Raw genomic sequence first — 12,849 nt, forward strand, 5'->3', positions numbered from 1 at the left:
GGCTCCTTAATAGGCGACCGAGGGCAGCCAGGTGGCCAATGTGGGCCACAGGAAGACCAGCGCCAGACCGGTCAGCTGCAACAGGACAAAGGGGATGATGCCTTTGTAGATGTGGGTCAGCTTGATCTCGGGCGGGCAGACGCCTTTCAGATAGAACAGGGCGAATCCAACCGGCGGTGTCAGGAAGCTGGTTTGCAGCGTCACCGCGACAAGGATGACAAACCACACCAGCGCCGGTTCATCCAGAACGCCAAAACCGGGAATGTCGATGCCCAACCCGTTCACGATGGGGCGCATCAGGGGCAGCACGATCAGCGTGATCTCGATCCAGTCCAGCACAAAGCCCAGGAGGAAGACGATGAACAGGATGAATAGGATCGTGCCGTTGGCACCGAACCCGGTTGATTGGACGACGTGTTCGATCAGCTCGTCCCCACCCAGTTCCCGCAGGACGTAGGAGAAAACGGTCGCGCCAAGGAAGATCGCGAAGATATAGGCGGTGGTGTTGAAGGTCGAGACCAGCACGTTCCACAGTTTCGCGAAGGTCAGCTTGCGATAGCCAAGCGCCAGCAGCGTCGCACCCAACGCACCGATACCTGAGGCCTCGGTTGGAGTGGTCAGACCAGCAAAGATCGACCCCAGAACCGCGAGGATCAGCATCAGCGTCGGGATGACCGCGATCAGCACGTCCTTGACGGCGGCCCAGTCGGGGGCCTTTGCGCCCTCGGGCACCGGGGCTGCGTCGCGTTTCACCAGCGCGAGGATGAAGATATAGGTCAGGTACAGACCACCGATGATCACGCCCGGAAAGACGGCGGCCATGAACAGGTCTCCGACAGACAGGGCCATCTGGTCGGCCATGATCACCAGCATGATCGACGGCGGGATCAGAATGCCCAGCGTGCCCGAGGCTGAAACCACACCCGCCGCTAGTGTCGGCTGGTATTTCTGCTGCATCATCGAAGGCAGCGACAGCACACCCAGCAGAACAACCGACGCACCAATGATGCCGGTCGAGGCAGCCAGAATGATCCCGATCAGGGTCACGGTGATCGCCAGCCCCCCGCGCACCGTCCCGAACAGGCGCTGCATCGAGGACATCAGACGCTCGGCCACACCGGATTCGTCCAGCATCAGGCCCATGAAGATAAACATCGGCAAGGCCACGAGAACCGCGTTGGACATGGTCGCATAAACCCGGTTCACCACCGCGCCGAGGGTCAGGTAATCGAGCCCCGTAAATGTGCTTTCAAGGCCCGTCCACAGCATCAGATCATTGTCGAACAGGTAGGCCAGACCACAGTAGGCCACACCGACACCGGCCAGAACCCAAGCCACCGGGTAGCCGGTAAACAGCAGCGCGATGAAGGTCAGGAACATCGCGATGACCAGCTTTTCCTCGGTCGTTTCAACAAGGAACGTCAGGCCCACGCAAACGGCGGCAAAGACAGCCAACACCAGCAGGATACGGCGCAAAGGTGCGCCCTCACGTTCCGAGGCCGGTCCGTATAGCAATGCGTGCCCATCGTGGATCAGCCGCGCCAGCGCCGCCAAAGCCAGCAGGATGAAACTGATCGGAATGACCGCCTTGAACGCCCAACGTGCAGGCAGACCAGTGGGGCTGTCAGACCGTTCATTGACGCGGAAGCTTTCGTAGAAATAGTCATAGCCCTGATCGATCATCAGATAGATAAACGGGGTCAGCAGGGTCAGGATGCCGATCACTTCGATGATCCGCTGCGCACGGCGAGACAGCTGCATATGCAGCACGTCCACACGCACATGGCTGTCGGTGATCAGGGCATATGAAATGCCGATCATCGTGACGATGCCGTAGAAATGCCACTGGATCTCATCCAGCTTGGGATAGTTCTGGCTGAAAAGGTAGCGCAGCGAAACCTGTGAAAAGATCGCTGCCACCAGCAGCACATTCGCCCACATCACGACATGCCCAACGGCCTTTACGCCCGAGTCGATGGCAACGGCAATTTTCTGGCGGTCTGTATCGGGGTGCTCCAGGAGGCCTTCATAGGCTTCGACCGGATCATTGAGGTCTTTAGGCGTGGCCATGGGTAATCCTCGCTCGGTTGACCGGCTTAACCGCGGTCAAGGGATTGCAGGTATAAATCCTGAGAGAACCAGGGCGGCAGAGGAAGGCCGCCGCCCCGGCAGCGTCAGCAATTCAGCTTACTGACGGGGGAGGAACGCGTTGGTTTTCCACAGGTCATAGCCATCGCGGAACTGGGTCATGTCATCCATGACCTTGGCAAAGAAGGCGTCGTTCGCAGCCTCTTCAGCGGCAACCTCTTCCCAGGTCGCGCGGAACGTGTCCAACATCTCGGGCGACCATTGCTTGATGGTGACACCGTTGTTTTCAACGTTGTCGATCAGTGCGGCGTGCTGAATGGCCTCACCTTCGGCAAAGCTGTCGGTCATCGAGGCCTTACAGGCATTTTCGAGGATCGCCTTGTGCTGATCGCTGGCTTCGTTCCAAACGTCCTTGTTGATCATCAGCTCAAACACAGTCGCCTGCTGGTGCCAGCCGGGGAAGTAGTTGTACTTGACCAGCTTGTGGAAGCCCAGACGGGCGTCAATTGCAGGCATCGAGAATTCGGTCGCGTCAATCGCGCCTTTTTCCAGCGCCGGGAAGATCTCACCACCGGGCAGCAGCGAAGTGGCAACGCCCAGTTTCTGCATGACTTTGCCGCCCAGACCAAAGAAGCGCATCTTCAGGCCGTTCAGGTCTTCGGGGTTGTTGATCTCGGATGCAAACCAGCCTGATGTTTCAGGCGCAATAACGGCGCAGGGGATGACGTGGACGTTATAGCCCGCCTGGTCGTACATTTCCTGATACAGCGACATACCGTTGCCATAGTAGAGCCACGCCATGTATTCGCCGGCTTCGGGGCCGAAAGGTACCGCCGAGAACAGCGGTGCAGCCGGGATTTTACCCGCCCAGTAGCCGGCGGTTGTGTAACCCGAGTTGATCTTGCCAGTCGACACCGCGTCCAGAATTTCAAACGGCGGGACCAGTTTGCCGGGTTCATAGACCTTCATCTTCAACGTCCCGCCCGACATCAGCTCAAGCTGTTCGGCCACGCGCGGAATAGGCGAGCCCAGACCGGGCAATTCGGTCGAGAATGCGATCGGGGTTTTCAACAGCAACTTATCAGCGGCAAGCGCGGGTGCAGCCATCAGGCTGGCAGCAACCGCAAGGCTCGTCAGGGTCTTTTTCATGAATTCTCCTCCGGGATGTTTCGGACGCAACGTCCAATCAATCTGTGACGCAAGGTTGTCTGGCGCCTTGAGTGGTCAATAAAGTTTACCATATCAATCAGTCAACAACTTTATTTACCACTGGTCTGGTCACGCAACTGCCCATCGGTTTGAAATTTTTCGCAACTGGAAAGAGTGCAAGAGCACCCGGCTTCAGTTTCTTTGCGATTTTTCTCTTTCAAAACAGCGAAAAGTGTACTTTCCGGGAATACAACCTAGCGGCAAATATTAAGTTGAATACTAAAGTTTCAAAGGTTAACTTATTTTACCAAGTGCTATGTACAGGACCCTGATCAGAAAGGCGGCCCGACATGACCCCAACTGCGATTTTTGAACCGATTGGCCACGAATCACTGGCGGACGCGGTGGTTGCGCAGATTGAAGATCTGATTGCGTCGGGCGTGTTGAAACAGGGTCGCAAGCTGCCATCCGAGCGAGAGCTGGCCGAAATGCTGCGGGTTTCACGCCCAAAACTGCGCGAAGCGCTGCATACGTTGGAAGAACGCGGTCTTGTCACCACGCAGCACGGAGAAGGCACTTTTGTCGCCGCCCTGACCGGAAGCGCCATGTTGCCCGCTTTGCTGGCGCTCTATGAACGGCACGAACCGGCATTTTTTGATTATCTGGAATACCGCCGCGAACAGGAAGGGTTTGCCGCCCGTCTGGCCGCGCGTCGTGCAACCTCGGCAGACAAGGAGCGGATCTCTGAAATCCTGGCCGAGGATGAACGCGCTTGGCGTGAAGGGGATGCTCTGGCTTCGCGAGAGGCGGATTTCGCGCTGCACGCAGCCATTGTCGACGCAAGCCAGAACGCAACGTTGATCCACATGATGGCGTCAATTTATGAACTGACCCGCCAAGGCGTCTTTTACAATCGCGATTTTCTGAAAACCATCGACGGAACCGGCAAACAGTTGATAGAACAGCATCGCGAACTGGGGCAGGCCGTCATAGACGGCGACGAAACCCGTGCACAGAAAGCCGCGCACGATCACATCGATTTCGTCGAGGAATCCTTCAAACTCGGTCTGGAAAGGCGGCGTCGAGAAGCCATGGCGGAAAAAAGGCGCATCTTGTCGAACTCGATGTCGAAGTAGCGATCTGCAACCTGTCAGACGCCCGCGTTGCAGATCAACTCGTCACCGGCAAGGTGATCGATCAAAGCACGGACTCGGGTGGTAAGGCGGCGGTTCTGAGGGAACAAGGCGGCGACGACATAGGGGGTGACGCGATGGTCGGAGAACAGTTCGACCAATGCACCTGATTGCAGTTCTCTGGCGACCGTATAGGCCGGACATCGCGCGATTGCCGCGCCAGAGACCGCAAGCTGTGCTGACGCGGCCGGAGCATTCGCTTTCAACCGCCCACTCACCTGTACTGCCACATCCTCTCCATCAATACTAAACCGCCACAAGGCGGGTTCGGACATGTTGCCGTCCAGAATGCAATCATGGTTTGCCAACTCCAATGGATGTTGAGGCACGCCAGCACGCGCCAGATACGCGGGCGCCGCACAGATGATCAGGGGCATCGGCCCCAACTGCCGGATCTTTAGCGAGCTATCGCGCATCGGACCGATGCGGACGGCCAGATCTAGCCCTTCCTCTATGATCGACACGCGACGGTCGGATAGTTGCAGATCAATCTCGACCTCGGGATGTAGGGTGGCGAAAGCAGCCAGAGACGGCGCAAGACGGACAGAGCCAAACCCGGTCGGCGCCGAGATTCGAATAACGCCCTGCAAGGATGTCTGGGCATTTCTGACCGTTTCCTCCAACTCGTCAAACCCGTCCAGTAGCGGCTCACACATAGTCAGATAGGTCGCGCCCGCATCAGTCAGAGACACGCTGCGTGTGGTCCGGTTCAGCAATTGCACCCCCAGCGCGTCCTCCAAATCAGCCACGTATTTGCTGACCAGTCGCGCAGATTTGCCCAACCGCTGGGCGGCGGCGGTGAAAGAGGCGTTCTTGGCCACCAGCGCAAATGCGCGCATTCGGTCTATCTTATCCATGGTTATTGCGCCCTCTCAGGGCTTAATCATCCACCAAAAGTGGCAATTATCATCAACCCGTGCAAGCGTTATCTGTCGCTCCAGTTCACAGTTATTCAATGATCGGAGCCACAACATGTCTAACCCAGTTCGCATTCACCATTTCCCAAAGTCAGGCCATGCTCACCGGGCGCTGGTTTTCGCCAAGCTGGCGGATATCCCGCATGAGGCTGTCTTTGTCGATCTGGTCGCTGGCGCGCATAAGACGCCCGAGTTTCTGGCGATGAACCCCAACGGCCAAGTACCGGTTTTGGAAGATGGCGATGTGGTTGTCTCGGACTCGAATGCAATTCTGGTGTATCTCGCCCGTCAATACGCGCCGGACTGGATGCCCAGCGATGCGGTCGGGGAAGCTGAAGTCCAGAAATGGCTGACCCTGGCTGCGGGCGAAATCGCCTTTGGCTCATGCGCGGCGCGCTTGATTACTGTCTTTGGCGCCCCGCTGGACGTTGACTTCGCGGCAACCACCGCTGCCAAGGCGATGCAAAAGCTGGAAACGGGTCTGGAAGGCCGCGATTGGCTGGTCGGGGATCAACCCACCATCGCTGATGTCGCCGCCTATTCCTACACCGCCCATGCGCCCGAGGGGAATGTCTCGCTTGAACCCTATCCGAACGTGCGCGCTTGGATTGCCCGATTCGAGGCGCTGAACGGGTTCGAAGCCATGCCCGCAACCGCCGCTGGCCTTGTGGCCTGAACCAAACCCGCCCCATGGTCGGCATGTCTGGCCCTGGGACTTTTGGCAACCGAAGGGATCAGGACGATGACCGATGCCGCAACTCCGTTCCACGCAGGCGAACTTGCCGCGCAGCAACGCGCGGGCGTTGGCTATATCGCCACAAAAGGCGCGCCTTTCATCCGAGAGTTCATGCCCGACCAGCACCGCACCTTTTATCAGGCGCAACCCTTTCTGGTTGCTGCGTCCGCAGACACAAAAGGCCGGGTCTGGGCTAGTATTATCGAAGGGCGCGATGGCTTTGTCCGGTCCCCTGACGCCCACACAATAACCTTGGACACAACCCCGGATCCATCCGACCCGCTGGCGCAGACACTGACAGCCGGAACCGATATTGGCGTGGTCGGGATCGAGCTTGCAACAAGGCGACGCAACCGGTTCAGCGGCAGAACGCGGCCAACCGATAGTGGGCTCGCCATAGATATCCGTCAGACTTTCGGCAACTGCCCCCAATATATCAACGAACGGGACTGGTGGCGGGTTCAACGCAACCAGCCCGTCCGGCCACTAACATCGGAAAGCCTCAATTCCGCACAGATCAAGCGGATTGAAGCCGCCGACACTTTGTTCATTGGCTCTGGTCAGCAAGGACAACAAGGGGCGGCCTCGAACGGGTATGATGCGTCTCACAGGGGGGGCGAGCCGGGATTTGTTCGCGTGATCAGCCCAAACCGTCTGCGCATCCCCGATTACTCGGGCAACAACTTTTTCAATACGATTGGCAACTTGCTGCAGGACCCTCGCGTCGGGTTGCTGTTTGTCGATTTCGAAACCGGTGGACTGTTGCATCTGACCGGGCGCGCCACGATTGACTGGTCTCCCGAAGAAGCGCGCGATCCGAACGTTCTGCGCATGATAGAAGTCGAGCTCGACGCCGTGATCGACCGGCCCGAAGCCCTGACGCTCAGATGGTCAGCGCAACCGACACCATCCCGGAAATTGATCGTCACCAACAAGGTTGTCGAGGCTGAGGGGATCACGTCCTTCCATCTTGCGGCAACCGACGGCGATCCGCTGAAGTTGTTTCAAGGCGGTCAGCACCTGCCCATCGCATTGGATATCCCGTCGCATGACAAAAAGGTCCGCCGCACCTATTCCCTGTCAGGAACAGCAGGAGGCGACCACTACCGGATAACTGTCAAACGCGAGGCCAGTGGTGTCGCCTCACGTTTCTTGCATGATAACGTGGCCATCGGAGATGTTGTCGAAGCCAAGCCGCCCACCGGGGATTTCATCATTCCCCAAGGAGATGCGCCTTTGGTTCTGGTCAGCGCAGGCGTCGGTTTAACGCCGATGCTGGCGATACTGCACCAGCTCGCGGGGCAGGGGAGCCAACGCCCGGTCTGGTTCGTACATGCCGCGCGCAACGGGCGCCACCACGCCATGGCGGACGAGGTTGGACAGCTTGTGGCTACAAACCGCACCCTTAGAAAACGCATCTTCTACAGCACACCCGACAGCACAGACCAGCTGGGACAGGACTTTGAAGCGACAGGTCGGATTTCGGCCACCGACCTTCTGGCTTTGGGTGTCGGACGCGATGCCCATTACATGCTGTGCGGCCCATCTGGGTTTGTAACCGATCTGAAATCGGGGCTTGAGAACGCGGACGTGCCGCCCGACCGAGTTCTGTTTGAGGTTTTTGGAACGACTAAACCATAGCTGTGAGAAAGCTATTTTGAATTTCGAACCCGGTATCAAAGGGTAGACAACCTCTTGTTGTGCAGCCTAACTTTTGGGAATTCGCAAAGGTAATGTGGTCGATCCCCGGTTCGACCCGCAGGATCGAAGGAGCGGGCCATTTCAGACGGAAACGCCAACGCAGCCGAAAATCGGTTCGTCCATCTTTCGACCCAAAAATTCCGCCCCAAGGAAAAGTTTGAATTCTGGCGCAGCCTGCACCCGTGGATTTCTATGGACGCGTCGGACCGATCGCGCGAGGCCAACTATAAAGGCCAGCTTTCCTATTTTGGCGCGTCCTCGGGCGCGACCTTCGGATTTACCCGTTCAGACGATACGACCACTTATTTCGGTCAACCGACGGGGGACTATTTGGTTCTTAGCTCGACAATTTCCGGGGCCGTTCGCCTTGAGACCAAGGATGGCGACGGCCAGACGGTAACGGCGGGGTCAAACCTGGTTGTTCTGGACGGTTCAGTCCCAGTTTCAACCCGCACACGAGATCATTCGCATGTCTACATGACCCTTCCGATGGAGCTGATCCGAGATCAGTTAGGGGGCGAGGTCCGTCCCGCGGGCAGGGGGGTTGCCCAAATGGCACCCAATGGGTTGGCCCCCTTCCTGGAAAGTCAGTTGCATATGATGGCCAAGGAGTGCACCAAGCTTTCTGAAGTTGAAACTCTGCATCTGATTGACTCGTTGCAAAGCCTGGCTCTGGGGGCCTTGTCGCGCCTGGGTTCTGATCCGCCACCTGCGGGCGCCCCTGCGCAAACGCACGCACTTCATACTGCTGCGACGCGTTACATCGCATTGAATCTTGGGGACGAAAATCTCAGGGCCGACTCGGTCGCGGATGCAATCCAATGTTCCAGATCGTCCCTGTTTCGCGCGTTTCAAGACCACAACGACACGTTCGGCAATCATATCCGTCGCGCAAGATTCGAACTGGCAAAATCCTATTTGGTGAACCAGCCAGACATGCCGATCCAGATCGTGGCCCATCTTTGCGGCTATAAAACCCCGGAATCCTTTGGTCGGTTCTTCCGCGAGCAGGCCGGAATGACAGCATCGGCATATCGAGACAGCGGCGTCTAGACCTTTTCTATCCTAAATTCCTTGATCAGATCTTGGTTCTGACACGTTTTGTCAGGCAATTGAGACGTACTGGCAGGCCAATGTTCTGTCGAGTTGACTTGGCTTGTATATCCTCGTCTTTAACTTGGCACCTTCGGTTGATGTGGCTCTCCGGTCAACTAGCGACAGGTTGCTTCACAGAATGGGGTCGACCGAACACGTTTGAAAATTCCTCGTCAATCTAAGCGATATCGCGTCGAAGTTTTCCCTAATAACGGCTGACGCGATGCCCATCCCCGACTTCTGGCGATCACCTTCATGATCTTGGATCAGTTGCCCTGCAGGCTATGAGCTGGTCCTGATTGAAGTACGCCTTCTGGTCGGGGATGGGGTTTTCATAACTCCTGACTGGCTTTTGCCAAGACCAGATTGGTTTCGATTCAGTTCGCTCGCAATTTAACCAATTTCCCTTGGTTTCAAACTTGGAGACTTAAGCGGAAAACAGTTCTTTTAGCCTGCGATCCAGCGCCCGGTCGTCATCGATCAAAGCGGCAATAGTCGGGCGCGACAAGGCACGGGCTCGATAGGCGTTGAGATTTGGAAAGGCCGAGTGATCAACTTTTGCATGATCCGACAAAACGAAGAACCACGTCAGATAGGCATCCGCCGCCGAAAACCTGTTACCCAACAGATAATCGCGCCCGTTCAAATGATCCTCAATTATCTGAAACCTGAGCGGTGCCAGAGCTCGTACACGATCTTTCACTTCATCCGTGGCTTCCTTGTAGAACACCACACGAAACAGCCCCTTGTGCAGTTCCGTCGCGCAGAAAGCCAGCCAGCGCAGCATCTGAAAATACTCCGGGCTGTCAGGCGATATCCGGAAATCATTGTCTTTGGACTGTGCCTGAATCCAGGCAATGACTGCCGAGGTTTCGGTTAGTTTGGTTCCATCGTCAAAGCTGAGAACCGACACTTGCCCCAAGGGGTTCACGTCATAGAGCGAACCACCTGCCGCCAGATGTTTACTGCGCAGGTGCAACGGCTCAATTTCCAGTTCGACACCCGCTTCGGCTGCGGCGAACCGCGCAGCCAATGAACATGTGAATGGGGCATGAAAAAGCGTTGGCATAAACAGGTCCGATCAATTGAATTGGTAAGTTACTGCGCTCGGCAGAATAGACTCAAACTTGTCTGCAAGGACAGGCGTAAATACGGGGTCCGAACCTTGAGAAAATCCGCTTTCGTGATCGCTTGAAAGGTTAACTTGACGAGCGTCTTTTTGACGGTTGTAGTGCAAAAAGACGAATTTGGATTGGATCGAATTATGCGAATTTTTGTGCCTTTTCTGGCGGCCACTTTCTTTCTGGCATTCTCGCTGAGCGCGGCACTTGCCGAAACTCAAGCGCACACAACCACCTCAGTTCATATGCGCGCAGGGCCAGGCACAAACTATCCCGTGGTGGCTACATTACCGCAAGACGCAACGATCGAGCTTTATGGCTGTCAACCGGGCTATACTTGGTGCGACGTCTCCTGGAATTCGGCGCGCGGCTGGATCGCTTCGAACTACATTTTGGTTGATAGCGAGGGACAGACCAAGGTGATGAACCCCGTCATCGCAGCCGCATTGGGAATTGCCATTGTAGAGTTCAGCCAGGCCTATTGGGAAAACCACTATCAAGCCTATCCCTGGTTTGCGTATTGGAACCGCTACTACCATCCTTATCACCCAGTCCCCGGGCCGTATTGCTACCATTCACCACAAGACCCAGCCTGTCACTATCCACCGCATGATCCGAACCGGCTGTATCAGCCTGAACTGCATCATACCTTCTATGGAAACGGATACTACCATTTTCACCGCCACTGACTGACACGGGTATTGTCGCTGAGAGCCTGAGGATAAGATCAGTAAGGTCGTGTTCAGCTGTTTGACCAGTGAACTTTTTGTTGGCGTTAAATAACACACTGTTTTTAACATAACATGGATTACAAGATCTGCTACTGAAGCAAGGCGCGCTAACGAGACATGCGTCTCCTTTCATAAGATAACGAGTTAGAGAGGTAAAATTCCTTGGATTGAACCCGTCTTCGCGACGCCGTCTGTGCGTCTCAGTTTCGGAACGGCCCAGAAGTTCAAAGGCCAAACACATCCATGGCGTTCTTACCCGCCTTGAGCCCTGCGACCCATTCAGCTTCTTTGCCGATTTTGTCCTTCACGTCGGATAGAAGATCACGGGCAGCAACCGGAGAAAGGACCACAAGTCCGTCACGGTCACCCAAAATCAGGTCACCCGAAGCTGTTTTGCATCCGCCGAAAGAGACTGATGCATTGATTTCTCCATCGTTAGCGCTGGTGGGGCCACGGGGCGTAATGCTTCGGGCGAAGACAGGAAAATCCTCCCATGAACCCAGCGTGTCTATGTCACGTACGGCCCCATCTACAACAACCCCTTTGCAGCCGAGGTCCCTCAGGTGCCCGCCTAGAATTTCACCTATCATGGCGAATTCTGTTTCACCGTTGGCGGCAATCACAACAACTTCGCCGGGCTTTGCATGGTCTAAAACGTGAATGACGCCCCCGAAATCAGGTGGCGAAACCGAGACAGTCCGGGCCCGCCCCAGCAGATGCAGTGGCCCGGCATCCAAGTTTCTTACCTGAATCGCCGGATCGATCAGACTGGAAGGCTGCAAGTCGGCCACGATACTGGCGGGCACACCCCGCCACGCCTCGACTTGGTCCTGACTTAAGGGAATGTTTTCGGGATGTATGGTTACCGACATTCTTTACCCTTTCTCGGCAAGTTGACGCTGAACAGCTTTCGCCAATCGTTGGACGGCTTCGGTCAGTTTGGCCTCGTCGTTTAAGGTGAAATTCAGACGGATCCCCTGCCTGTTTTCCCCATGGGCATCAAAAACGCTACTAGGCGAAATACAAACCTTTTCGTCCAGCGCAATTTCAAACAAGCGGTCCGTGTCGATACTCTCATCCCGCGCACGAGCCCAGACAAACATGCCGCCTGCGGGCACCTCCCATTCGAACCACTCCGCCAGATAGGAATTCAGAGCCGCACACAGGGCATCTCGTCGCCTGCAATACATGTCCAGGACCTGCGATTGTGTTGCCTTGATCAAGTCGGATTTCAGGATTTCATACGTAATACGCTGGGTAATACCGCTTGTGCACATGTCCGACCCTTGTTTGGCAAGTGTCAGTGCGGAGATCATCTTGGGCCTCGCAATCACCCAACCCACGCGTAGACCAGGGGAGATCAGCTTCGACATCGTGCCCAGATAGACGGTGTTGGACAATTCCCCAGTCTGAAGCGCTAGATCAAGCAGGTTCGGGGGCAAAGGACCGTCGTAGCAAAGACTGCCATAGGGATCGTCCTCGACAAGCCATGCCCCGGTTTGACGGGACGCGGCCAGCAAGGTACGGCGCGCCTCCAATCCGACCAATCGTCCTGTCGGGTTAGAGAAATTGGGCACAGTATAGGCGAACTTTGCGCCTTTCATGGCTTGAAACGGGTCGAACGCGGCGGCATTCAGATCCATGTTTCGAAAGCGCGGGCGACGGGGTCGCCATGCGTCAAGAGCTCCCAGATAGGTCGGAAACTGCCCCGCAATCAGATCCCCTTCGTTCAGCAAGACCTTTCCCAACAGGTCGAGCGCCTGCATGCCGCTAGTTGTTATCAACACATTTGCGGCAGTCAGTTTTACGTTTTTGGTAGAAAACCGGTGCGCAATGGCATTGCGCAATTCCGGGAGGCCTTCGATCGGGCCATATCCCAGTGTCTCGGTCGGGTGGGTCTCAATAACCCTTTGGGCCAGTTTTGCGATCTGGGGACCGGGATAGGTCGCAGGTTCAGGTAGCCCCCCAGCTATGTTGAGCAGACCGGGAATTTGACCGGCCGCGAGAAAAGCTCGTGTGATTTCATTTGTCTCAGACAACCAACCGGCAAAGGCTGCGGGCTCGACAACCGGCTCGCCCACACGTTCCAGTTTGTTTTCCAACTTCACATTAAGTCTC

The 12,849-nt window shown here is 56.2% G+C and carries 11 protein-coding genes; 5 read left to right on the plus strand and 6 right to left on the minus strand.

The window, feature by feature from the left end:
• Nucleotides 1–6: 6 nt before the first annotated feature.
• Nucleotides 7–2,070, minus strand: coding sequence for a TRAP transporter large permease subunit (locus ACR3E7_RS20055; RefSeq protein WP_480504600.1), 2,064 nt, complete (start codon nucleotides 2,068–2,070; stop codon nucleotides 7–9).
• A 117-nt stretch (nucleotides 2,071–2,187) separates the two neighbouring features.
• Nucleotides 2,188–3,237: a TRAP transporter substrate-binding protein gene (locus ACR3E7_RS20060; protein ID WP_480504599.1), complete on the minus strand. Its 1,050-nt coding sequence runs from the start codon at nucleotides 3,235–3,237 to the stop codon at nucleotides 2,188–2,190.
• Between the two features lie 350 nt (nucleotides 3,238–3,587).
• Here ACR3E7_RS20060 and ACR3E7_RS20065 point away from each other — a divergent pair, with 350 nt between their 5' ends.
• On the plus strand, nucleotides 3,588–4,373 hold the full coding sequence (locus ACR3E7_RS20065) for a FadR/GntR family transcriptional regulator (protein WP_480504597.1): 786 nt from the start codon (nucleotides 3,588–3,590) through the stop codon (nucleotides 4,371–4,373).
• A gap of 14 nt (nucleotides 4,374–4,387) precedes the next feature.
• On the opposite strand, the gene ACR3E7_RS20070 is transcribed toward ACR3E7_RS20065, so the two are convergent.
• Nucleotides 4,388–5,287 carry a LysR family transcriptional regulator gene (locus ACR3E7_RS20070; RefSeq protein WP_480504595.1) on the minus strand — a complete coding sequence of 300 codons (900 nt, stop codon included), beginning with the start codon at nucleotides 5,285–5,287 and terminating at the stop codon, nucleotides 4,388–4,390.
• 115 nt (nucleotides 5,288–5,402) lie between these two features.
• Here ACR3E7_RS20070 and ACR3E7_RS20075 point away from each other — a divergent pair, with 115 nt between their 5' ends.
• The 3 genes from ACR3E7_RS20075 to ACR3E7_RS20085 all read left to right on the plus strand — a co-directional run bounded on the left by ACR3E7_RS20075 (nucleotide 5,403) and on the right by ACR3E7_RS20085 (nucleotide 8,837).
• The gene (locus ACR3E7_RS20075; protein ID WP_170783485.1) at nucleotides 5,403–6,023 is read left to right on the plus strand and encodes a glutathione S-transferase family protein; all 621 of its coding nucleotides are present in this window, start codon (nucleotides 5,403–5,405) and stop codon (nucleotides 6,021–6,023) included.
• 66 nt (nucleotides 6,024–6,089) lie between these two features.
• Nucleotides 6,090–7,724 (plus strand): FAD-binding oxidoreductase, encoded by a 1,635-nt coding sequence (locus ACR3E7_RS20080; protein ID WP_480504593.1) that lies wholly within the window; start codon nucleotides 6,090–6,092, stop codon nucleotides 7,722–7,724.
• A gap of 252 nt (nucleotides 7,725–7,976) precedes the next feature.
• Complete coding sequence (locus tag ACR3E7_RS20085) at nucleotides 7,977–8,837, plus strand: AraC family transcriptional regulator (RefSeq protein ID WP_480504592.1); 861 nt, start codon at nucleotides 7,977–7,979, stop codon at nucleotides 8,835–8,837.
• 469 nt (nucleotides 8,838–9,306) lie between these two features.
• Here ACR3E7_RS20085 and ACR3E7_RS20090 read toward each other — a convergent pair whose 3' ends face one another.
• On the minus strand, nucleotides 9,307–9,948 hold the full coding sequence (locus tag ACR3E7_RS20090; protein ID WP_480504590.1) for a glutathione binding-like protein: 642 nt from the start codon (nucleotides 9,946–9,948) through the stop codon (nucleotides 9,307–9,309).
• Nucleotides 9,949–10,098: 150 nt separating this feature from the next.
• Between ACR3E7_RS20090 and ACR3E7_RS20095 the strand changes: the two genes are divergently transcribed.
• Nucleotides 10,099–10,689, plus strand: a complete 591-nt coding sequence (locus ACR3E7_RS20095) for an SH3 domain-containing protein (protein ID WP_480504588.1) — start codon at nucleotides 10,099–10,101, stop codon at nucleotides 10,687–10,689.
• Nucleotides 10,690–10,955: 266 nt separating this feature from the next.
• Here ACR3E7_RS20095 and ACR3E7_RS20100 read toward each other — a convergent pair whose 3' ends face one another.
• Together ACR3E7_RS20100 and ACR3E7_RS20105 are read right to left on the minus strand one after the other, a co-directional pair.
• Nucleotides 10,956–11,603, minus strand: a complete 648-nt coding sequence (locus tag ACR3E7_RS20100; protein WP_480504586.1) for an RraA family protein — start codon at nucleotides 11,601–11,603, stop codon at nucleotides 10,956–10,958.
• Nucleotides 11,604–11,606: 3 nt separating this feature from the next.
• Nucleotides 11,607–12,839, minus strand: a complete 1,233-nt coding sequence (locus tag ACR3E7_RS20105) for an aminotransferase-like domain-containing protein (protein ID WP_480504584.1) — start codon at nucleotides 12,837–12,839, stop codon at nucleotides 11,607–11,609.
• Nucleotides 12,840–12,849 lie beyond the last annotated feature (10 nt).

This window comes from Ruegeria sp. BK1 (genome assembly GCF_056535645.1).